Below are 23,174 nucleotides of genomic sequence, written 5' to 3'. Positions count from 1 at the left end.
ACAGATGTGTAAATTTCAAACATTATGTATTGTAAATTGATGATTTTTTCTATTGATTAACTATAGATGCCGGGTTGTAATTACGTTTACTACCGGGTACTATTTAGGTTGTAATGCAGCTTAAACAAAACTATCTCATTTTTAAACAACTGTACATACAGGTTTATATAAGGCAACTTACTTTAGTTGATTATATGATAACTCATATACATTGCAGGTACGTAAATGTATTTACAAAACACTTGTTGGTGACGCTTCCACATCGTACAATTTAACATGAAAAAATATATATTCAATTATTTAGTTTGCTCCCTGTTACTGGTGATGCACACCTCTGCCTTGTACGCGCAGCAGGCACACAACCCTACAATTTACGCCGATGTGCCAGACTTATCCATGATACGTGTGGGTAACACCTATTACATGAGCAGTACTACCATGCACATGAGCCCGGGCGTACCTATCATGAAATCGACAGACCTGGTGAATTGGAAACTTGTTAGCTATGCTTATGATACCTTGGATGATGTGGATGAACTGAACCTGGCTAACGGCAAAAGCACTTACGGACGCGGTTCATGGGCGAGTAGCTTGCGCTTTTATAATGGCACTTACTACGTATCAACTTTTGCCGGTACAACTGGTAAAACTTATATCTACTCTACTAAAAATATTGAAAATGGCCCCTGGAAAGCAGTTTCCTTTAAACCGTCATTACATGATCATTCCTTGTTTTTTGATGATGATGGAAAAGTGTACATGGTTTACGGAGGCGGCCGCATTATGCTTGCCGAATTGAACGATGTTTTATAGTGATGGTAAATGGCGAATTGGCCAAAGACGTAGAAGTAGCCCGCATTCCTATAGCACAAAAGGTAATATACTTACGTGCTGAATGCAATTTTAAAGACCGTGCCGATAAGGCCGCGTTTGCTTACAGCTTAGATGGCAAAACCTGGAAACCGATAGGAAATATCCTCCACATGGCTTACACTATCCCTCATTTTATAGGATACCGGTTTGGGCTATTTAATTACGCAACCAAGCAAACCGGCGGTTATACCGACTTCGACTATTTCAGGATAGATGACAAAATTTTCAATACTGACTGGAATTAATTAGTTGCACTTAAATACAAAATGCCGGGTCCTGGTATGATAATCAGCTGACCCGGCATATTATGTTTTAGGTAAACTACCTGGTGTAATATTTTGTATAAATTTCTAATAAAACGTATTTTTATGTAATTATTTGGAATGAATGATCTGGTATTTACCACTCAGGTGCATCAAACTAAACAGGTACAGCAGTCCGTCATAATAGGGGTCAAAGTAGCCGTCATCATAAGGTTCCAGTTTGGCGTTCCACAAGGCACGAACAAAATCCAGACTTTTAATATCGGGGTTTGCCAGGGAAGCAGTAGCTGCGGTGGCTACCAGTCCAAGCGAATGCCATAGTTTAGGGCCGGTATTACCTGCTTTAAGTATAAAGTAGGGACGGGAACCATCAGGATTGTACTGGTCTACAAAATCATTGATACCTTTAGTTCGCAGGAAACTCTGAAACCGGCGCGCATAGCCTTGTTGCCATGTTTTGTCTTTACCAAACCAGGTGTAGTCCATAGCAATATTCATTGGAACCCGCCATGAATCGTATCTAAATGCTGCAGGCATCCAACGTGTGGAGTGTGGTTTACCGCTAAATTCAGTATAATCATAATTCAGTCCGGTTACCGGATTACACGCCCGGTGTAAATAAGCACGCGAAGTATCGGCACAGTCGCGGTAAAACTTTTCGTGGCCGTCTTTAGCATACATGACCCAAACCTCGTAAAAGGCTGGCAGGTGGTATGAGGGATCTGTCCATTTATAACCATCGCCCTCGGGTACAAAGCTAATTTGTTTGGCTTCGGTGTTAATCAAGTTAAAGATGTTACCCATGCCGTCTTTCTTCCACATATTATCCAGGATGTAGCGTGCTTCCTGATAGTAATTTATGCCCGTTTGGTTACCCCAGCGATTAGCGGCAAACAATAGGCTGGTAACGTAGTACAGTTCGCCATCAGAGGCTGAGCCCTCGGAATTACGTTTTAATGTTTCAGGATTTATGCTCCATGCAAAATAGCCTTCACGTGGCCCGCTTTGATGTTGCAGGTTCTTTTTAGACCACCGCCAAATGCGGTCAAATACATCTTTTTTGTTGAGTTGTACGGCAACCATCATCCCATAAGTAAGTCCCTCGGTTCTGGCATCATGATTCTTTACATCCGAAACATAACCCATGCTATCTCCCACAGTAAAGTAAACTCTGTTTGGGCCTTCAAATACATCATAATATGCTTTAGCTACCTTCCGATCAATATCTGCCTGGTTATATCCGGCTGCGAGAAACAGGTTAGCATATTTACCCGGATGAGCCGCTGTATTAACATAATTTTTGCTTGTGTTTTTCTGCCTTTGCCCTACCGAAATATCAGGGATTAAAGTTAGAAGCGTAAACAGTAATACTAAGTTTATTTTCATGGTATATAAAATACATAATTAGCTTATAATTAGAAATTTACTAAGCTCACTATTTAGTTTGAAGCTGAACACTGTTTACCTGTATTTTACCGGCACTGCCTTGAGGAAATTTGATAAACAAATCATGCTGCCCTTGTACATTTTTTAATGAAGCCGTAATATACTTCCAAATTCCGGTACCGGTTGAGCCAACATTAATTGTTGCAATTTTCTTTCCATTTTGCAAATCATCAACCCATACTTCCAGTTTGCCGCCATTGCTACTTGCAGCTTGTACGGCTAATTTTGAAGGCGTGTTTTTACCAAAGTCAACCCCCGACAGCATAAACCATCCTCCAAGCGTTGAAGTATTGGTAACCGATTTATCAGAAAGCTTCTTTACACCATAGAAATTATTCAAACCAATTGCAGGGATGGCTGAAAAACCATCCTTCGCTATAAACAAATCAAAATCAGCACTTTTACCTTCTGAAAAAAGACCTACACTGGTACCTACCCACGAGTTAAAGTTAAGCTGCGCCTTATCTAAATTTGCCGCTGAAATAGGCTTTCCTAAAGCTATCCAGGATTTACCATCATTACTTACATACCCCGTAAGCATGTGTTCATATCTTTCAAGTTTTAACCAAACAGTGCTACCCAAAACATTCTTTATTTTGCGCACGGCAGTATCCATTTCTAACACAATTTGAGCACCATTATTAAAGCCGGTATAAAATTTTACTATTGCTTTTTGATTGCCGTTAGTTAAATAAATTCCTGCTTTATCATTAATATTACTTGCGCTCAGTTCAACTTTAGTGATTACAGAATAAAAGTGATCCGTCTCTTTTTGAACCACGTGGGCACGGCTGGTATCGGGTGTAAGGGTAATCCAACCTTTGCGTTTAGAAAAAGAATATTGTGCGGAAGCCTTTTTGGTTAAAAAATGCCAGTTGTTCGATAATGCCTGGCTTTCAAAATCATCAGATTTTATGGTTCTCCATGGAATGCCCGATTGAGGCAAATTGGGTTTAACCACAGGCTGCGTGGTTGGCGCCATTCCCCAGGGCCTATCACCTTCCCATATTACCGGGTACAAGGCAGTTTGGCGTCCAGCGCCAGACCAATCATCTGCGTCGTACTTTTCGTAGCTTTGCCCTATGGTCCACCAGGTGCCATCTGCAAGCTGAACTGGCGCTGCTATGTGGTTGGGCCTGCGAAAACCAACCTTAGGATCTGTAATAGGTTTGAAAAAATTGCCTAACCTTTCCCATTTTGTAGAATCGCTGGTTAAGGCTGATGCCCGTAAAACATACTGCCCGCCGGAAACATCACCAGCCGGAAAGTAGTAATAGTAGCCATTACGCTTACACATTACCGGCCCTTCGGCCCAGCTGTACTGTAGTTTTGCATTGATCCAATCCAGGTCAATAACCTTGTCTGCCAGTTGTCCGTCTTGGCCCAACGCCTGCAAACGATTAGTTTTTTGTCCGTTTTTAATAACCATATATGGCTTGCCGTCATCATCCACAAAAATGGAATTATCATAACCCAAGGGACCGGTTTGCGGGTTCGATTTAACCTGAACAGGATCAGACCATGGTCCTGATGGTGAAGGAGCTTTGCAAAACCACTGGCCACCGGCCGAAAAATAGATCCAGTACGAGCCGTAAAAATAAGTAATGGCTCCCTGCCAAATACCTGCAGACGGCTTATCGCTAACCCATGCAGCTTTGGCTGCAGGCAGCACACGACTAATTAATTCCCAATGAACCAGGTCTTTAGAATGATAAATAGGCAAATAAGGATTAAAGTGAAATGTTGAGCCACAATGATAAAAATCATCACCAACTTTTAATAAAGTAGGATCGGGATGGTCTCCCGGTAAAACCGGGTTAACATAAGTTTGAACCGTTTGATAAAAAGACAGCGAGTCGCGCTCACTATTCTTCTGCGCATGTACAACCAATGTTGTCAACAACAAAAGGCCAGTAAAAATTGCAGCGCGCATAAGTGTAGAAATCATAATTTTTTAAAATAAATTTGGAGCCTAACGTAGATTTGGGAAACGCTTTATTCAAGATCAAATTCAACTCATTTATACTCTACTTTTTAATTGTAGTACTATTGATTAGTATAAATGTGTTTAAAAAAATTTCAGGAAAGTGGATTGTTGGATGAATGAGGCTCATAAACATAATTGATTCAGCTAAATTACGCTCAGGCTATCAAGTAATAGCAACACGGTTGTTCAAATTAATTGAACAAATGTTTAATAAGAACGAAAATCTTTCTTGTATGCAACCCAGAGATAATATAAGTTAGCTTAAAAAGGCTGAAAAATTATTTAAGATACCGGGCTACATTTTTAACGCAACAAAATAACAGGGTAAATTATCTTATAAAATTGGAGATGATGATGTATGGGTAATGCGCTGAATAAAATTGCCGGTTGTGAAGATATGCTCTTTCTACAAAAGCTTTTTCCAGTAATCTAACTAATAGCCTAATAAATACGGCTGATTGCGAAAAATATAGCATGAACGCTATGAATGAAAGCCTAAGCGTTTCTATAAAGATTATATCGAACCTTTTTAGTTCCATTATTAGGATGAGAATACCCTAATGGAAGAACAATGGTTAATTAAAAATTAGATGTAATTGCCAACAATAGTTGTTAAAACCCCTGTAAATAATAGAAATACAGGAAGCTTAATGCTGCAATTATGTATAAAGTAAGGGTCAACAGTACAGAGTCAAGAATCAAGAAGTTGTATTGTCTTTTACTCTTGATTCTTAACTCCATATATCTTTTCAACTATACGTTAAATCTGAAATGCATAATATCACCGTCTTCAACCACGTAGGTTTTACCCTCAACACTTAGTTTACCCGCCTCTTTACAAGCGGCTTCCGAACCGTACTTCACAAAATCGGCATACTTGATAACTTCTGCACGGATAAAACCTTTCTCAAAGTCGGTATGGATCACACCGGCGGCCTGTGGAGCGGTAAAGCCCAGGTTAATAGTCCAGGCACGCACTTCTTGTACACCCGCGGTAAAGTAGGTAGCCAGGTTCAGCAGCCGGTAAGCCGCTTTAATTAATTTGGTAACCCCCGATTGCTCCAAACCCAAATCATCCAAAAACATCTGGCGTTCTTCGTAAGTATCCATCTGTGCAATTTCCGATTCTATTTGCGCGCTGATGATCAGCACCTCTGCATTTTCTTCCTTAACCGATTCGCGTACTTTTTCTACATAAGCGTTACCGGTGTTCACATCGCTTTCGCCTACGTTACATACATACATAACCGGCTTTGCAGTTAGTAACCACAAATCAGCTATATACTCTTGATCTTCCTCGGCAACCGGTGCCGTACGGGCCGATTTACCACTTAGCAAATGATTTTTATAAGTAGTTAGGGTATCAAAAGATTTCTTGGCTTCCTTATCACCGGTTTTAGCAGCTTTTTCTACCTTCTGCATTTTTTTTTCAACCGAATCCAGGTCTTTCAATTGCAGTTCGGTATCAATAATTTCTTTATCGCGTATGGGGTCTACCGAACCGTCTACGTGTATCACATTATCATCATCAAAGCAACGCAATACGTGTATAATGGCATTGGTAGCACGTATGTTACCTAAAAACTGGTTACCCAGTCCCTCACCTTTGCTGGCCCCTTTTACCAGGCCGGCAATGTCTACAATTTCAATAGTATTAGGCACCACGCGCTGCGGGTTCACCAGTTCGGCAAGCTTGGTTATACGCTCATCGGGCACGGTAATAACACCCACATTAGGCTCAATGGTGCAAAAAGGAAAGTTGGCCGCTTGTGCCCTTGCGTTTGATAAACAGTTAAAAAGTGTTGATTTGCCCACATTTGGCAAACCTACTATACCACATTGTAAACCCATGTATTTGTTGAGTAGTTAAATAGTTGATTAGTTGACTCGTTGGTTGGTTGAATAATTTGTATGATGAGTATCAACTACTCAACCAACATCAAAATTCCCGCAAAGATAATATAAAAACAGCCTTATAATTTGAAAAAATAAACGACTTTTGCGGGCGTTAGAAAACAGGATATTCATACATGTAAACACGGGGAACGATATGGAAGAAATGGTTGAACAAGTAGAGCTGTTACTGGAAGGTAATGATGAACAACAGTTGCAAACCTATTTGAATGACCTCAATATATCGGACGTTGAAGAACTTATAGGTGAACTTCCCGAACATGGTTCCAGGTTTATAGAGATCCTGTCGCTCAACCGCGCGGTTAATGTTTTCCGCATCCTCGACTTCCCTACCCAGGAGCGCCTGCTTAAAAAACTTTCGGGCAAAAAAATTGCCGAACTCATTAATGAGCTTCCACCCGATGACCGCACGTCCCTGTTTAGCGAAATGCACAGCGATACGGTAAAGAGTCTTATTCTACATCTTCCACCCGAAGACCGAAAGCAGGCATTTGCCCTATTAGGTTATAAAGAAGATAGCGTAGGCCGTTTAATGACACCCGATTACGTGGCCGTTAAAAAAAGCTGGGATGTGGTGCAAGTACTCTCTCACATCAGGCGTTACGGTAAAAATTCTGAAACTATTGACGTGATCTATGTAATTGACGAGAACGGCATACTACTGGATGACATTAGGATAAGGGATATTTTACTGGTTGACCCGGCCACCAAAGTGAGCGACTTGATGGATAATCGGCTTATCGTGCTTAATGTGAAAGATCCTCAGGAAGAAGTGATTAATACATTTAGAATGAATAACCGGGTAGCCCTGCCCGTTACCGACGATAGTGACATTTTATTAGGCATTGTTACGGTAGATGATATTTTATGGATAGCCAATGAGGAATATACCGAAGATATTCAAAAAATTGGTGGTACCGAAGCTTTGGATGAACCCTACCTGGATATATCCTTGCTTAGGTTGGTTAAAAAGCGCGTAGGCTGGCTTATCATCTTGTTTTTAGGCGAAATGCTTACCGCCACGGCCATGGGCTATTTTGAAGGACAAATTGCTAAGGCCGTAGTGTTGGCCCTGTTTGTACCGCTTATTATTTCGAGCGGTGGTAACAGCGGCTCGCAGGCTTCTACCTTAATTATACAGGCCATGGCACTGGGCGAGGTTACCGTAGAAGACTGGTGGCGTGTAATGCGCCGCGAACTAATTTCGGGTTTATTATTGGGGCTTACGTTAGGGGTTATAGGCTTCTCACGTATTTTTATATGGGCTCAGTTCAGTGATATTTATGGCCCGCAATGGCTTGCTGTAGCTTTTACAGTTGGTTTGGCATTAGTAGGCATTGTACTTTGGGGTTCGCTGGCCGGCTCTATGCTGCCTTTATTTTTAAAACGTGTTGGCTTAGACCCTGCTACGTCATCCGCACCATTTGTGGCTACGTTGGTTGATGTTACCGGGTTAATCATCTATTTCAGCATTGCGGTATCTATTATGCAAATCTGATACTTTACCTAACAGTGGATGCTCCTATAGGTCTATTTCGATCAGAGGCCTCGACGTCTGATCATCGGGCATGTTATATGTTTCGTACTTTCAGGAATTAACTGCACATATCCGTAATATGAGTTAAAAATGATTTAGCGCTTGTAAACTTTTTCAATAAATTTCTATGTACAAAAAAGCCCATCTTTTAAATAAAGACAGGCTTCAATAATTATACCGGTTATTTTAATAAGTCAAGTCTTCTTCGGTAGCGCCGCTTACGCCGGCAGCTTTAGTAATTTCGTTCAGTTCACTAAACTCGTAGCGTTTTTCAACAACTTCCTGGTTAGCTTTAATATAATCAACAGTTTCTTTAAAACCTTCCGCAAATTTTTCAAAGTCTTCCTTGTATAGAAATATCTTGTGCTTTACAAACACGCCATCTTCCAGCCTTTTCTTACTTTCTGTAATTGTTACGTAATAATCGTTTGACCGTGTGGCTTTTACATCAAAAAAATAAGTTCTCTTGCCTGCCCTTACCTTTTTCGAGTAAACTTCATCCCGCTCTCTGTTGTCAAAATCTCCCATCGTTTTAATTGTTGTAATAGTTTGATTGCATAAATATAAACATTTTTTGAAATTACAATATTTTTTTAGAAAATTAGCCCCCAGCCCCCTGAAGGGGGGGCAGAAGTTATTATAACTTAATTAATCAAGAAGCTCCTCCTTCAGGGGGGCTGGGGGTTTCTTCCTCCAGCAACTGTTTTTCATACAAATCATAATAAATACCCTTTCGCTCCATAAGTTGCTGGTGGCTGCCTTGTTCGGCAATGCGGCCATCATCCATAACCAGTATTTTATCGGCGCTGCGGATTGTGGAAATACGGTGGGCTATAATTATGCTGGTTTTACTTTTCATTACCCGGCCCAGGTTGCCCAGTATCTCTTCTTCGGTACGGGTATCAACCGCCGACAGGCAATCGTCGAAGACGAGGATTTGCGGCTGTTTCATAATGGCACGGGCTATGCTCACCCGTTGCTTTTGCCCGCCCGATAGGGTAACGCCGCGTTCGCCTATCAGGGTTTTAAAATTTTGCTCCAGCTCCATAATATTGCTGTGAACAGCGGCATCCTTAGCGGCCTGCTCCACCATGTACATATCCAATACATCGGCACTAAAAGCTATATTGTTGGCAATGGTATCCGAAAACAGGAAAACTTCCTGTGGTACAAAACCTACCTGGGCCCGGTAACTTTCCAGGTTAAGCTGTTTAATCTCAGTGCCATCTATCCTAACTTGTCCGCCGGTAACATCATACATGCGCATGAGTAAATTGGCAATGGTGGATTTGCCCGAACCGGTACGGCCAATAATGGCTACCAATTGCCCTGGCTCTATACGGAACGACACCGATTTAATGGCTTCAATGCCGGTTTCGGGATACGTAAAGCTTACATTATCGAAAACTACCTCGCCTTTAACGGGTTGTGGCGGTACATTAGGAGATGCAATTTCGGGCTCTTCGTGTAAAAATTCGTTAATCCGCTTTTGAGATGCGGCGGCACGTTGTATAAGCGAGGTAACCCAACCCAACGACATAACCGGGAAGGTTAGCTGATTGAGGTAAACAATAAACTCGGCGATGTTGCCCGAAGTGATGTTGCCCTTCATCACCTCTACGCCACCCACATAAATAATAAGCACATTGCTTATGCCTACCAATAACAGCATCATCGGGAAAAAAAGTGCCTGCACCTGGGTAAGCTCCATGGAGTGCATTTTGTAATTCTCACTTTCGCTGCTAAATTTCTGGCTGATAAAACCCTCGCGAACGTATGATTTAATGACCCTGATACCCGATATGTTTTCCTGCACAAAACTGGATAAGGACGATAGGCGTTCCTGGATTTTTTCGCTCCTGAAATTGATGATATTATTTACATAATAAATACTGAGCACCAGTATGGGCATAGGTAGCAACGAGAAAAACGCGAGCCGCACATTTACACTCATCATGGCGTAAACCGTTAATACAAAAAGAACTATCGTATTAATGGCATACATAATGCCCGGCCCCAGGTACATACGCACCCGGCTCACATCTTCGGTAACACGGTTCATTAAATCGCCGGTATTGTGGCGGCGGTAAAATGCCAGCGAAAGCTTTTGGTAATGGCCGTAAATCTCGTTTTTAAGGTCATATTCAATATAGCGCGACATGAGGATAAGTGTTTGCCGCATTAAAAACAGGAACAAACCCCGCAGCAAGGCCAGCACTAAAACCAATACGCCGAACATCAACAGGCTCGATCCAAAAATATCGTAAATAACCGCTTGCCTGTTAAAGCCCGCGTACAAGTGATAAATCTGTATATTTTCGGCAACGAGGTTGAAAGCCAGCCTGATTACCTGCGCCGGCAATACCCCAAATACGTTAGAGATAACTACAAATAAAATACCCGGTATTAACCGCCAGCGGTACTTGTATAAGAATTTATTAAGGTATGCGAGGCTTTTCATAGTGTGCAGGGCAAAGATAGTCTTTCGTTACACACTTTAAATTCCCCATAATTTAACTTTATAAATTATAAAATTGTTTTTTTCACAATCAAACTTAAAGTACACAGTACTACCACCAGATAAAGCCAAATGATAATGTCGTCGCTTTTCAAGTTGTCCAAAGTATGGAACAAATGTTATAGAAAGTAAGCTATCCTCCACTTTTAACGGAAACATTTTGGTGTGAGTTAATTTGTTATGGTGACTCTGATATAATTTACGTTTATTAGTTGTGGTAATGAGTTCAATTTTATAGTTGTTTATCTTACCCGGAATGCTATCAACATATTCTGCTTCTTGCAAGTATATTATTTTGTCAACTGCGGGTTTACCTATGTAAGACGTATCTAAAGCACTGGTATAAGCTTTTAATGCTAACCAATTATTTCATCGGCCTTGTTTTCTTGTGCTTTACAGTAGGCAGCAGCAATAAGTAAGCTAATTGTAACAATTAAGGTTTTCATATTTATAAAGCTATAACTTTCTTAATTTAAATTTACGCACATGCAAAATTTATATACTTTTGCATCACATTAGTTCATTGCTTTATGGGTCGATTGGTGGGCAGGCATTTTTTTTAAACAAAAAGCCGGCTTTACTACTTAAACTTAATCAATCGACTAATAACAATTTGAATTATAATAAATAAAAAACCGTTCTTATCCATGTTAAACAGAAGGCACCTCAGGGTAAAAGTATTACAGGCATTATACTCCTATCACCAAAGCGATTCAAAAGAGGTTCAGGCCCATGAAAAACTCATGCTACAAAGTATCGATCGTGTATTTGAGATGTACATCTGGATGCTATCACTCATTGATGAAGTCATTCAGTTTTCTGCCAACGACGCTGCCGAAAGAGCCAATAAGCACCTACCCACGGCCGAAGATCTCAATCCTAATCTTAAAATTCTCGAAAACCGTTTTATTGCTTCATTGCATGTAAACAAAGATTATATAGCCGCCGTTAAACGCTTTAAAATAGCATGGGATTTTGAACCCGAATTATCTAAATCGCTTTTTATCGTGCTTAAAAACTCAGATGAATACGCGGCCTTTCTCCAAAAAACAGATGATACCCTGCAAAGCGACAAAGACATAATTAAGTACATATTTAAAAAAGTGATCCTGAAATCGACCCTGGCCGAGCAGGTATTTGAAGATAAGTTTATTAGCTGGCCGGTTGACCGTGACGTACTGCAGGCACTCATAGCCAAAACATTCAAAAACTTTTCGTTCGATGATTACCAGGAAAATAAACTGGCCGATATTACCGGCAACTGGGCCGAAGACCGCGAATTTATAGTAGACCTGTTTGAGAAAACCATACGCCACAACGACGAGTACCAGGAATTGATCGGTCAGAAAACCCAGAACTGGGAGCCGGAACGTATTGCTATGATGGATACGTTATTAATGAAGATGGCTATTTGCGAATTTGTTAACTTTGCATCGGTACCGGTTAAGGTAACCATTAACGAATACCTGGAAGTAGCCAAAGAGTTTAGCACGCCTAAAAGTAATTCGTTTATTAACGGTATATTAGATAAAATTTTATTCGACTTAAAAGAACAAAACAGGATCCGTAAAACCGGGCGAGGTTTAATAGAATAATGATGAAAAAAACAGCAACAGGTTTATGGCTGGTCATAGTTTTGGCCGCCTGCAACCAAACCAACACACAAACCCAGGTAACCGGCGGCAGCACCAGTTCCGTCACTAAAATTAACGCCACCAACGCCGCTGCCATGAAGTTTGAAACCGATACGCACGACTTCGGTAAAATTAACGAAGGCGAAAAGGTTACTTATGAGTTTAAATATGTGAACAGCGGTAAAACGCCGTTAATTATCTCAGATGCGTATGCTACCTGTGGTTGTACCACTCCCGAAATTGCCAAAGAACCCATTCAGCCCGGTGCCAGCAGCACCGTTAAAGTAACATTTAACAGCGCAGGCAAAAATGGTTTGCAGGATAAACTAATTACCATAGTAGCCAATACCGTGCCTGCCGAAACCCGTTTACATTTAACAGGCGAAGTATTAAGCAGCCAGAAACCCACCACTACACAAGCAAAAAAATAAACAGTATATAACATTTATAAATGATAGCAGCAATTTTATTACAAGCTGGCGGCGGTATGGCCACCGGCCAAATCATTACTATGGTATTAATCATTGTGGTGTTTTACTTTTTTATGATACGCCCGCAGGTTAAGAAACAAAAAGACCAAAAGAAATACGTTGAAGAATTAAAAAAAGGCGACCGGATTGTTACCAACGCCGGTATTCACGGTCGTATAATTGATTTGAACGACATTACCTTTTTAATTGAGATTGAAAACGGTAAAATGCGTGTAGACAAAGCAGCTATATCTTTAGAAGCTTCTAAAGCTTTAAATACGCCCGCTATTGTTAAAGCCTAACACGCTTACATAAAACTTAAAATGCCGTTTCCTTTGCAAATAAGGAAGCGGCATTTACATTTGTGAAATAGCCTTAACTAAATCTCCTCCAAAATAGAGGACTTTATAATTTTCCACTCCCTCTCCTTTGGATAGGGCTGGGTTGAGGCTTATAAATTATTAAAACACCTGCATGGCCATCATCAAACTGTCGGTATCTGAGCAAAGAAGACTTTCTGTTTTCTTTACCTGCTTGTTGCTGGCTTTAATTGCGTGGGTATTTGCCATGCTTTCGGGCACCTACAGCTTCACGGTAAAACAAACCATTACATTTAAGAATGTGCCGCAGCGCCGGGCTTTCCGCACTTTGCAGCCCGATACCGTGGAAGCAACTATGCAAGGTACAGGTTGGCAAATGGTGTTTTCGCACGTGGCCGACGAAAAGCAGCCGGTAACTATTGATTTGCATACGCTCGAACAAAAAGATTTTATAGCACTCAATACCCAAATTAGCCAAATCAACAAAACGCGAGACGCTACCCACAAAATCCTGTCGTTTGAACCCGATACCTTATACTTTGATTTTACCAATCGTATGGTCAAAAAAATAAGGGTAGAACCCGTATTTAACATCAACTATCAGCCACAATATGCCATATCGGGCAAAATAACCATTAAGCCAGCCTATGTAACACTGAACGGACCTGGTAACGTCATCGAAAAGATCAGCACCTGGAAAACCGACACGTTAACCCTTAATGGTGTAAATGAACTTATAAAAGGTACCCTACAATTACAAGCGGTTAAAGAAGGTAACATCAGCGTTTATCCAAAAAGCGTACAAGTGCAAATACCCGTAGAAGAGTTTACCGAAAAAACATTAAAAATATCGGTACGGTTAATTAACAACCCGCACTATTATAACGTTAAAATCTTCCCGCAGCACATCAGCGTTACGTTTACTACCCCGCTGAGCCGCTATACAGAATTAGATGAAAACTTTTTTGAAGCTACGGTCGATCTTAAACTATGGGAAGAAGGCTATACCGTATTACCGGTTAATATTACCCGTATGCCCGCTTACTGTAAAATTGTAAACATAACCCCGCGTAATATTGATTTTTTAGTTAAAAAGTAATACGATGTGGGATGTTAAACAAACGATTTCAATATCCCACCGTAAATACACCATACTTTGTGTCTCCCTTATAAAAATTGTTGTTAGCGAAACAAAAGGCATAATGTATTTACAGAGGATGAAAACAATAAAGCATCATGCTTAAAATAGGGATAACCGGAAATATAGGCAGCGGCAAAACCACCATCAGCCACATTTTTGAGCTTTTGGGCATACCCGTTTTTTATTCGGATGAAGTAGCCAAGCAGGTAATGACAAACGATACCAAGTTAATGGCAGGTATCAAAAAACATTTTGGTACCGAAGCCTATTTTGCCGATGGCACCTTTAACCGCAAGCACTTATCGTCCATCGTTTTTAACAACGATGCCCAACTTCAAGCGCTAAACTCACTGGTACATCCGGCGGTTTTCAGGGCGTTTGATGGCTGGGTTTCGCAACATAACAAAGCTCCTTATGTGCTAAAAGAAGCCGCTATATTGTTCGAAAGCGGATCGTACAAGGATTGTAATCACACCATTTTAGTCACCGCTCCCCTTCCTATGCGCATTAGCCGTGTTATGCGGCGCGATGGTATTACCCAAGCCGATGCCCAAAGCCGAAATGCCAGGCAAATGCCCGAAGAAGAAAAGAAAAAACTGGCCGGTTTTATAATAGCCAATGATAACAGCCAACTAATTATACCGCAGGTATTGGCCTTGCATCAGCAATTTATAAAGCAGTTTCCTACCCTTTTTTATGATCCTGAATGATTTTTTAGTTATAAACGATAATGGCTTATATTGTAAATACGGGAACTTTTATTTAGACCCTAAGCAACCCGCCGACCATGCCGTAATTAGCCATGCCCACGGCGATCATGCCGTACCTGGTAACCGCAATGTATATTGCACTGCTCCTACGGCCAATTTGATGGGCTTGCGCTATGGCAAAAATGCGGGTGCTCAGTTCAATATCATTAGCTGGCACCAAAACTTTGCCATTAATGGGGTTAATATCTCCTTTATACCTGCAGGCCATATATTGGGTTCGGCGCAGGTATTAATGACCTGTGAAGGCGCTACTTACCTGTACACCGGCGATTACAAACTACAGCCCGATAGTACCTGCGAACCCATTGAATGGGTAAAAGCCGATGTTTTGATTACCGAAAGCACCTTTGCCAACCCAGGCACACAACACCCCGATCCAATAGCCGAAATACAAAAACTTAACGGCATTAACATTAATATTATGCTGGGTGCCTATGGTTTAGGTAAAGCGCAGCGGCTCATTCGCATGATTAATGATTATACGCCGCAAAAAAAAATCCTGGTACACTTTCGTGTGGCACCGTTAAATGCTATTTATGAAAAACATGGCATACAGCTCGGACCCTGGCAGATGTACAACCGCAAACTCATGAAAAGCCAAGAGGAATATGTGTACATCGTTCCACCCTTTACGTTCGATAGTTATGTGAATGCCAGCGGTGTTAAGCGACTGTTTGCCTCTGGATGGAAAAATTTACAGGTTAACCAGCACGATACTTTGTTTATATCAGACCATGCCGACTGGAACGATGTGTTATATGCTGTTGAACAGGTTTCGCCCCAACAAATATGGACCTTGCACGGCGATGGCACCCACCTTAAAAACCATTTTGGCAACCGCATATTCACCAAGGCACTTAACTAATTATGCTTACCGAGGGCATTGATTATTACATTAACGATGATGGCAACTACGTGTTCACCCGCGAGTACCATTTAAAGCGCGGGTATTGCTGTAAAAATAAATGCCTGCACTGTCCTTGGAATTTTGGTAAACCTAAAACATCAAAACCAATTAAAAATAAATAAATATTATTGCTTATTTGTTATAATTGTAACCGTTATGAAAATAGAAGACGAAATACAGAGCAGTAAATTTGAAGATAACTATCATAAAGCGGTCATCAATATTTCATATACCTACAGTTGGATGAATAATTTACTGCGTATTAGTTTCGAAAAATACAACCTCACAAGTCAGCAGTTTAATGTGCTGCGTATATTGCGCGGTCAGTATCCTAAACCAGCTACCATAAACCTCATTAAAGAGCGCATGCTCGATAAAATGTCAGACGCATCGCGCATTGTGGACCGTTTGGTACAAAAAGAATTGGTATCGCGTTGCACTAACAACACCGACCGCCGGGCAGTAGACATCCACATTAACGAAAAAGGGCTGGAAATATTAAGCAAAATGGATTCGGAGTTTAAAACTTCCGATCTTTTGAAACACAATATAAGCGAAGAAGAAGCCGACACCTTGAGCAATTTACTGGATAAATTGCGGGGATAAATTGGGTGCTCGGTGCTCAGTGAATATTAGTTTACCTTTTGCTGTTTCATTAATTTAACCTTTTGAAGTAAAAAATATATAACTAAAAACACTCATTAGTACGTTTAAATACCAATGAACAACCCAACTTACTATGAGCAATCCTTTAATAGTTAAAAATACCATCATTATTAACACTCCTGTAACCAAAGTATGGGATGTGTTAACCAACCCGGAACAAACACCTAAGTACATGTTTGGCTGCAAGATTATTACCGATTATCAGCCAGGTAACCCTATACTTTGGCAAGCTACACACGAAGGAAATGATACCGTTTATGTGAGCGGCCATGTAATTACTTATAAACTGCACCAACTATTTGCTTACACCGTGTTCGATCCGTTTTCTACTTATGAGAACATTCCTGAAAATCACTTGACCGTAACCTACAGTTTAACTAATAAGAATGGCGAAACATCGCTTGATATTACTCAGGGCGATTACACATGGGTACCCGATGGAGAGGCTCGTTATGAAAAAGCTATTGAAGAAGGCGGCTGGTCATCAATATTGGAAGCTATAAAAAAAGTGGCTGAAGAGGAATAAAATATTACCATTTATGAAACACCTTATCAAATGCGGTTGTAGCATAATACTGTTCACGTTTCTTTTATTCAAGGCAGGTATTGCTCAAGAGGTTGAAAGCAGAAAAATTTTGGGCGACAGTATAGAAATTCTTATTCCAAAAGATTTTGGCGTAATGACCCAAGAGATGATACAAGTTAAATACCCATCTAACTCACGTCCAACATTAGTGTACACAAATGCGAAAGGCACTACTAATATTGCATTTAATCATTCGGCAAATAAGATTACCGCTTTACAAATTAGTATGGTAAAAGAGTACTTACTTAAAACATTTAAAAATATGTATCCTTCGGCCGAGTGGAAGTCTGAAGGAATTAAAACTATAAACAACAAGCAGGTAGGTTATATGGAATTAGTAACCTCTGCAATAGACCAAAAGATATACAACCTGATATTTTTCACTGAGCTTGATGGCAGATTATTGATATGTACTTTTAATTGTTTAGATAAACAAAGCGCAAACTGGGTTGAAACGGCGAAGAAGATTATGAATTCTCTGACTATACTTTAGTATATCTAATTAAAACGGCAACCCAATTCCAAAGTTCAGCTGCATAAAGCGGTAGTCTTCGCCATTGGTTTGTAAATAAGCCTGTTTAAATGGTCCCTTTTTAAACAGTTCGCCAAAGTTTTTGAAAAGCACATACTGATCGGCACCGGTAAATTGCGGGTCTTTGAGCTTAAAGGCGGCATCCAGCCTAAACACAAAAAAACTCAAATCAAATCGTAAGCCAGTACCTATACCTATAGCGGTAGATCTGTACAGGTTATTAAGTTTAAATTGTCCTCCCGGGTTTTCAACCGTATTTTTTAATCGCCATACGTTACCAAAATCCACAAAAAATGCTCCTTTTACCTTCGAACCGTAAAAGTCGTCAATAAGTTTGTACCGGTATTCGGCATTACCAATAATTTTGATCTCACCAAACTGATCGAGGTATTTTAAACGGTTACGCAGCGTATCGCTGGTATAAACAGCACGGTTAAACTGGCCGGGTCCTAAGGTACGCGGCAACCAGGCTCTAATATCATTAGCACCACCGGCATAGTAATTCTTTTCAAAAATGAGCTGATTGCTGTTGCCAAAAGGAATACCTATACCCGGGTTAATACGGAAAATGAACTGGCGCTCGCGTCCCCCCAAATTTCTATAAAACCTCAGGTCAATATCAGCTTTGGCATATTGGGCAAAGGTTGCTCCAAATAGTGTACGCTGCCCCAAAGTATCTGTAGAGGTATTTAAAACCCTGCTTACCAGGCCTAATGTATTACCGCCCACATCTATCGATCCTCTGAAATAGGTGAAATTTGCCAGCGTTGCTAACTTATTGGCATTCAGCTGAAAAGTATATTGCGTACTGGCAGTGAAAACCGTGCGGCCAATTAAATAAATGTATGAAAACCTGTTTTGCCTTAACAGTTCGGAGCGTGCAGCCGAATCGATGGTTCCGTTGGAGTATTCAATAGCAATAGGCGTTAGCGAGTGCTGCTTACGGCTGGTTTCCATCCAGTCGTACGTAAGCGAATTGATGAAGCTACGCCGTCTAACCAATCCGTTTTGGTAAAACAGTTGAAAGTTAGAAGAAAACGTGGTGTGTGGCACACCATATTTACCTAAGGTAGGTACATTAAATGGCACTATTATACGCGGATATACCAGGTTTAAACCAATTTTAAAGTCTTGGTTTTGAATGGCGCCCACAATGGCCGATTGGTTACCGCCATATAAAATACTATAGCTGATCTTGAGCTGTAAAATTTCGGCCTGTTTAAACAGGTTACGGTTGGTAAACGTATTGCCCAGGTTAAACCCCGCGCCCGACCCCGAAAAGAAATCAAAAAAAGCCGGTCCCGAGTGCAGATACTCCGCCTCTACCCGGTCAGACATTCGCTTGAGCGGGATAATATCAATCCGGCTGTCCAGGCGCCGGTTAACACTATCGGCCACTTTTTTGTAAACCGGGTTGGGTACGTTTCTGAACACATTCAGCTCCGATAAGCGCGAGGTGGTTAGCGTTTGCTGATCTATATTGTAAATATCGCCCTTTTGCTGAAATATATAGCGGGTAAGCGCTTTAGGCTTAAAGCGCCGGGAATAATCTATAAAAGTAAATTGTGAATCAACTTTCAGCGTATCGGCAGTGCCCGTGGTTCGGCCGCTGCTGGTAGATATGGTGATTAGCGTATTGTTGATTTTATAAATAGGATGTTCTTTTTTACCCGGTGGATTGTCAATAATCATTTTAACATCTACCACGCTATTATTAAATGTGGTATCGTAATTATAATTAACATACTGGCGGTAAAAATCATAGTAACCATTGCGCTTCATTACCTGGTAAAACTCATCGCGGTCGTAAGCTAAACTATCGGTATCAAAACGATCGCCGGGCTGCACATGCGAAAACCGGCGACGGTTAACCCGGTACAGGGCCTGTACTTTAGGGTCGCCAATGCTATCCTGTATATTACGGATACGGAACAAAGGCCCCTGCTTTGCGGTAAATTTGAGTTTAGCTTTTTTATCCTTCGCCTCAATATCGCTGGTTACGGCAACTTTTAAATACCCTTTGTTGCGTAAAAACTTTTGAATTTGCAGGCGCGAAAACTCAACCAGGTTACTATCCAATATTGCAGGTGGTTCGCCCAGTTCTTTTTTTCCTTTTTTGTTAAACAGGTAGTATAGTTGCAAGTTAAACCAGCTATTAGGTTGCTGCAAGCGGTCAACGTATAAATAGGCTGCATCCGAAAACTCTTTATCAACACTATCAATAGTTATATTACGTACCAGGAACTTGTTATCGGGCACACCACGGGTTAAACTACAACTACCCGCCGTTAAAATTAAAAGAATACTTAATATTGCAAGGCTGAAAAGCTTAGTTTCCGGGTAGAATGGTTTCAAAATCTCAGATCAGTTTTATAAAGTCCTTACAACAAAAAAAGTTTCGCAAAGAACATCGTTTTTTTGTAGCCGAAGGTTTTAAATCCGTTACCGAATTTATGGCCTCTGGCTACCAAATTAATGCAGTGTATTATACACCTGCTTTTGATGCAAAATTGCATAAACTATCAAAGAAAGTCAATTTTCAGGACATATCGGTAGCGGAGATGCAAAAAATAAGCAGTTTAACTACCCCACAAGAGGTATTAGCTGTAATTAATTTACCCGAGTGGCCTAATTTAACCCATACCAGCCTGCTTAACCAGTTTACCCTGGTGCTGGATGGTGTGCAAGACCCCGGTAATTTAGGCACCATAATTCGTACGGCCGATTGGTTTGGCATCTCCAATATTATCTGTTCGGACGATACGGTTGATGCCTATAACCCTAAAGTGGTGCAGGCTACCATGGGCTCACTGGCCCGTGTAAACCTGCACTATGCCAACCTGGCAACGTTGCTACCCCAACTCAACCTACCTGTTTTTGGGGCCCTATTAAATGGAAATAATATTTATACGGCTAACTTTGGCACCGAAGGGCTGGTGGTAATGGGTAACGAAGGCAATGGCATGAGGCCTGAAATTCAGCAGTTAATTACCCAGGCTATCACTATACCGCGCCTTGGTGGTGCCGAATCTTTGAACGTAGCTATAGCTACAGCACTTTTTTGTGGAGAACTTAGCAGAAAAAGGTTCAAATAAATTGCGGAGCAACAAATAATTTGTTATTTTTGCGCTCCATTAAAATGGTCGGGTGGCCGAGTGGCTAGGCAGAGGTCTGCAAAACCTTCTACAGCGGTTCGAATCCGCTCTCGACCTCTAAAGGGTTAACCGTTAAAGATAAAGCACCATGGGCGTAACACGTTTAAAAAGAAAAGACAGAAAAAATAAAACTACTTCACGTTTAGAAGTACAACATTTAAAATTGGCTACCAACTTAGAGCCAGGAAGCCGTTCTAAACAATCAACTAAAGATCAGTTGGCTAAGAACAATGCTGTTTTAGCTGAGCTTTCAAAAGCTTTATAAGGAGATTATAGCGCATCATCCCGTGATGATTTGTTCATGAAATAAAAATCCTGTTGGTTGTACCGGCAGGAATTTTTTATTTTAATTGTGTCGCAAGCGGATGTTTGCGCCAGATAGTATTTTAAAAGTCCTGTTGGTTGTACTGGCAGGAATTTTTTCACATCATATCAATCGGGAGACACAAGGTATTGTGTCTCTACAAATAATTACAAACGTAGAGACACAATACTTTGTGTCTCCATACCTATTAAACGTTCAACAACTTCTTATTAATCCGGCCTATCAATCCCGGTCCTTCGTAAATAAAACCGGTGTATAACTGCACCAACGATGCCCCGGCTTGCAGTTTTTCCTGCGCATCTTCGGCAGAGTGTATGCCCCCTACGCCTATAATAGGGAATGATTTATTAGATTTTTGAGATAGGTATTTGATAACCTCGGTTGAACGCCGGGTTAATGGCTTGCCGCTTAAACCGCCCATTTCATTTACGGCTGCTTGCGGAGAAGCCAAACCTTCACGGCTAATAGTAGTATTAGTGGCTATCACGCCGGCAATACCGGTTTGCTGTACAATTTCTACAATATCGTTAAGCTGCTCTTCGGTTAAATCAGGGGCTATTTTAAGCAGGATAGGCCGGCTGATCTCATTCTTTCTGTTGCGTTGCTGCAAAGTGTTCAGGATGTGCATGAGTGGTTCTTTCTCCTGCAGGGCACGTAAGCCGGGCGTATTGGGCGAACTTACGTTCACCACAAAGTAATCAACCACATCAAATAAACGGTCAAAGCATTTAACATAATCGCTTACGGCATCTTCATTAGGTGTATTCTTGTTTTTGCCTATGTTGCCACCTATTATTACTGGGTTTTTAACGGCTTCGGTGGTTTTGCGGTAAGCTGCTATGCGCTCTGCCAAAACATCCACCCCTAAATTATTAAAGCCCATGCGGTTAATAATGGCACCATCGGCCGGAAGCCTGAACATGCGGGGCTTATCGTTTCCGGGTTGCGGCAAGGGGGTTACGGTTCCTACTTCAATAAAACCAAAACCCAGGTTTGCCATTTCGGCAATAGTATCTCCGTTTTTGTCGAAACCGGCCGCTAAACCTACCGGGTTTTTAAACGTAAGGCCAAAAACATGACGTTCTAACCGGTTATTGTTCACCGCCCAAACCGAGCGGCTAAGCGCCGAGCCGCCGGGAAATTTATTAAAACGTTTGAGGTTGCGGGTTACCAAATAATGCACCCTTTCAGGGTCGAACTGGAATAAAATGGGTTTCAACAACGAATACATAGCACAAAGTTATAGCTTATGAGTTGAGTTTGCAGATTTGATTTAAAGAATATACATTAGGCAACCAATTTAACTCGCATGAACAATCTTTTTAACCGCCGTAAATTTATTGCAAGTACGGCTGTGGCCACCCTTTCATCTATAGCGCTTCCCGAAATTGTTTCGGCGGCCACCAACAATACCATGGCTAAAAAGTTATCGCTCCATTCAGGCGATGTGATACTTTTTCAGGGCGATAGTATTACCGATTCGGGCCGAAACCGTACCAATACTACCCCCAATAACGGGCAAATGTTGGGCAATGGCTACCCTTACCTGGCCGCTTCACACCTTTTGCTGAATCATCCGGGTTTAGATCTTAAAATTTTTAACCGGGGTATAAGCGGCAATAAGGTTTTTCAACTGGCCGAGCGCTGGGATGCCGATGCACTGGCTTTTAAACCTAACGTGATCAGCATTATGATAGGTGTTAACGACTTTTGGCATACCTTAACCAATGGCTACAACGGTAGTATAGAAACCTACCGTACCGATTATAAAAAGCTGCTGGACCGCACCAAACAGGCGCTGCCTGATGTGAAATTTATTATTGGTGAGCCGTTTGCCGTAAACGGTATAAAATCGGTCACCGATAAATGGTATCCTAAGTTTAATGAATACCGCGCGGTTTCCAAAGAAATTGCCGCCAAATATAATGCGCAGTTCATCCCCTACCAGGCTATATTTGACGAAGCTCTTAAAACAGCCCCAGGCAGCTACTGGACCGGCGACGGTGTTCACCCCACACTATCCGGCGCTGCATTAATGGCACATGCATGGTTAAAAACGCTGAAATAGGTAAAAACGAGTCAAGAATATAGAATCAGGTATCAAGAGTTGAAACTATGATAAACTCTGAA

Annotated in this window: 23 protein-coding genes and 1 tRNA gene; 17 read left to right on the top strand and 7 right to left on the bottom strand. The window is 41.2% G+C overall.

Annotation, left to right across the window (positions count from 1 at the left end; genetic code table 11):
• Positions 1–276: 276 nt before the first annotated feature.
• On the top strand, positions 277–813 hold the full coding sequence (locus ACFQ3S_RS04625; RefSeq protein ID WP_377161711.1) for a family 43 glycosylhydrolase: 537 nt from the start codon (positions 277–279) through the stop codon (positions 811–813).
• A 2-nt stretch (positions 814–815) separates the two neighbouring features.
• The gene (locus ACFQ3S_RS04620; protein WP_377161709.1) at positions 816–1,118 is read left to right on the top strand and encodes a beta-xylosidase family glycoside hydrolase; all 303 of its coding nucleotides are present in this window, start codon (positions 816–818) and stop codon (positions 1,116–1,118) included.
• A gap of 129 nt (positions 1,119–1,247) precedes the next feature.
• Here ACFQ3S_RS04620 and ACFQ3S_RS04615 read toward each other — a convergent pair whose 3' ends face one another.
• The 3 genes from ACFQ3S_RS04615 to ychF form a co-directional block, all read right to left on the bottom strand.
• A complete protein-coding gene (locus ACFQ3S_RS04615; protein WP_377161707.1) occupies positions 1,248–2,522 on the bottom strand; it encodes a glycosyl hydrolase family 8 in 1,275 nt (424 codons plus the stop codon).
• A gap of 49 nt (positions 2,523–2,571) precedes the next feature.
• Positions 2,572–4,515 (bottom strand): family 43 glycosylhydrolase, encoded by a 1,944-nt coding sequence (locus ACFQ3S_RS04610; protein WP_377161705.1) that lies wholly within the window; start codon positions 4,513–4,515, stop codon positions 2,572–2,574.
• Positions 4,516–5,322: 807 nt separating this feature from the next.
• On the bottom strand, positions 5,323–6,420 hold the full coding sequence (gene ychF, locus ACFQ3S_RS04605; RefSeq protein WP_377161703.1) for a redox-regulated ATPase YchF: 1,098 nt from the start codon (positions 6,418–6,420) through the stop codon (positions 5,323–5,325).
• Between the two features lie 199 nt (positions 6,421–6,619).
• On the opposite strand from ychF, the gene mgtE reads away from it, so the two are divergent.
• Positions 6,620–7,981, top strand: coding sequence for a magnesium transporter (mgtE, locus tag ACFQ3S_RS04600; protein WP_377161701.1), 1,362 nt, complete (start codon positions 6,620–6,622; stop codon positions 7,979–7,981).
• A 225-nt stretch (positions 7,982–8,206) separates the two neighbouring features.
• Here the strand turns inward: mgtE and ACFQ3S_RS04595 are convergent, their stop codons facing one another.
• Complete coding sequence (locus ACFQ3S_RS04595) at positions 8,207–8,548, bottom strand: DUF3276 family protein (protein ID WP_377161699.1); 342 nt, start codon at positions 8,546–8,548, stop codon at positions 8,207–8,209.
• Between the two features lie 124 nt (positions 8,549–8,672).
• Entirely contained in the window at positions 8,673–10,481 is a 1,809-nt protein-coding gene (locus ACFQ3S_RS04590; protein WP_377161697.1) for an ABC transporter ATP-binding protein, read from the bottom strand.
• Between the two features lie 704 nt (positions 10,482–11,185).
• Here ACFQ3S_RS04590 and nusB point away from each other — a divergent pair.
• The 10 genes from nusB (at position 11,186) to ACFQ3S_RS04540 (ending at position 17,525) form a co-directional block, all read left to right on the top strand.
• A complete protein-coding gene (gene nusB, locus ACFQ3S_RS04585; protein ID WP_377161695.1) occupies positions 11,186–12,133 on the top strand; it encodes a transcription antitermination factor NusB in 948 nt (315 codons plus the stop codon).
• A complete protein-coding gene (locus ACFQ3S_RS04580) occupies positions 12,133–12,603 on the top strand; it encodes a DUF1573 domain-containing protein (RefSeq protein ID WP_377161693.1) in 471 nt (156 codons plus the stop codon). Before nusB ends, ACFQ3S_RS04580 begins: the two co-directional genes overlap by 1 nt.
• Positions 12,604–12,623: 20 nt before the next feature.
• The gene (yajC, locus tag ACFQ3S_RS04575) at positions 12,624–12,944 is read left to right on the top strand and encodes a preprotein translocase subunit YajC (protein ID WP_377161691.1); all 321 of its coding nucleotides are present in this window, start codon (positions 12,624–12,626) and stop codon (positions 12,942–12,944) included.
• A gap of 172 nt (positions 12,945–13,116) precedes the next feature.
• Complete coding sequence (locus ACFQ3S_RS04570) at positions 13,117–14,061, top strand: YbbR-like domain-containing protein (RefSeq protein WP_377161689.1); 945 nt, start codon at positions 13,117–13,119, stop codon at positions 14,059–14,061.
• 137 nt (positions 14,062–14,198) lie between these two features.
• The gene (coaE, locus tag ACFQ3S_RS04565; RefSeq protein ID WP_377161687.1) at positions 14,199–14,813 is read left to right on the top strand and encodes a dephospho-CoA kinase; all 615 of its coding nucleotides are present in this window, start codon (positions 14,199–14,201) and stop codon (positions 14,811–14,813) included.
• Positions 14,800–15,738 carry an MBL fold metallo-hydrolase gene (locus tag ACFQ3S_RS04560; RefSeq protein ID WP_377161685.1) on the top strand — a complete coding sequence of 313 codons (939 nt, stop codon included), beginning with the start codon at positions 14,800–14,802 and terminating at the stop codon, positions 15,736–15,738. Before coaE ends, ACFQ3S_RS04560 begins: the two co-directional genes overlap by 14 nt.
• Positions 15,739–15,740: 2 nt before the next feature.
• Positions 15,741–15,902 (top strand): DUF5522 domain-containing protein, encoded by a 162-nt coding sequence (locus ACFQ3S_RS04555; RefSeq protein WP_377161683.1) that lies wholly within the window; start codon positions 15,741–15,743, stop codon positions 15,900–15,902.
• Between the two features lie 34 nt (positions 15,903–15,936).
• A complete protein-coding gene (locus tag ACFQ3S_RS04550; RefSeq protein ID WP_377161681.1) occupies positions 15,937–16,386 on the top strand; it encodes a MarR family winged helix-turn-helix transcriptional regulator in 450 nt (149 codons plus the stop codon).
• A gap of 133 nt (positions 16,387–16,519) precedes the next feature.
• Complete coding sequence (locus tag ACFQ3S_RS04545; RefSeq protein ID WP_377161679.1) at positions 16,520–16,972, top strand: SRPBCC domain-containing protein; 453 nt, start codon at positions 16,520–16,522, stop codon at positions 16,970–16,972.
• Between the two features lie 13 nt (positions 16,973–16,985).
• On the top strand, positions 16,986–17,525 hold the full coding sequence (locus ACFQ3S_RS04540; protein WP_377161677.1) for a hypothetical protein: 540 nt from the start codon (positions 16,986–16,988) through the stop codon (positions 17,523–17,525).
• Positions 17,526–17,534: 9 nt separating this feature from the next.
• Here ACFQ3S_RS04540 and tamL read toward each other — a convergent pair whose 3' ends face one another.
• Positions 17,535–19,919: a translocation and assembly module lipoprotein TamL gene (tamL, locus tag ACFQ3S_RS04535; RefSeq protein WP_377161675.1), complete on the bottom strand. Its 2,385-nt coding sequence runs from the start codon at positions 19,917–19,919 to the stop codon at positions 17,535–17,537.
• Between tamL and ACFQ3S_RS04530 the strand changes: the two genes are divergently transcribed.
• From ACFQ3S_RS04530 to ACFQ3S_RS04520, 3 genes are all read left to right on the top strand, one after another.
• Positions 19,910–20,659: a TrmH family RNA methyltransferase gene (locus ACFQ3S_RS04530; RefSeq protein WP_377161673.1), complete on the top strand. Its 750-nt coding sequence runs from the start codon at positions 19,910–19,912 to the stop codon at positions 20,657–20,659. The two genes, tamL and ACFQ3S_RS04530, sit on opposite strands and share 10 nt — an antisense overlap.
• Positions 20,660–20,705: 46 nt before the next feature.
• Positions 20,706–20,776 (top strand) — tRNA-Cys (locus tag ACFQ3S_RS04525).
• A 31-nt stretch (positions 20,777–20,807) separates the two neighbouring features.
• Positions 20,808–20,984: a spore protein gene (locus ACFQ3S_RS04520; protein ID WP_377161671.1), complete on the top strand. Its 177-nt coding sequence runs from the start codon at positions 20,808–20,810 to the stop codon at positions 20,982–20,984.
• 247 nt (positions 20,985–21,231) lie between these two features.
• Here the strand turns inward: ACFQ3S_RS04520 and ACFQ3S_RS04515 are convergent, their stop codons facing one another.
• A complete protein-coding gene (locus ACFQ3S_RS04515; protein ID WP_377161669.1) occupies positions 21,232–22,275 on the bottom strand; it encodes a quinone-dependent dihydroorotate dehydrogenase in 1,044 nt (347 codons plus the stop codon).
• Positions 22,276–22,353: 78 nt separating this feature from the next.
• Here ACFQ3S_RS04515 and ACFQ3S_RS04510 point away from each other — a divergent pair, with 78 nt between their 5' ends.
• Positions 22,354–23,112, top strand: a complete 759-nt coding sequence (locus ACFQ3S_RS04510; protein ID WP_377161667.1) for an SGNH/GDSL hydrolase family protein — start codon at positions 22,354–22,356, stop codon at positions 23,110–23,112.
• The last annotated feature ends 62 nt before the right edge of the window (positions 23,113–23,174 follow it).

Origin of the sequence: Mucilaginibacter terrae (assembly GCF_042679325.1) — a bacterium.
In the GTDB taxonomy this organism is placed as follows: domain Bacteria; phylum Bacteroidota; class Bacteroidia; order Sphingobacteriales; family Sphingobacteriaceae; genus Mucilaginibacter; species Mucilaginibacter terrae.
The sequence above is the reverse complement of the archived record's forward strand: the minus strand, read 5'-3'. Positions and strand labels throughout refer to the sequence as shown.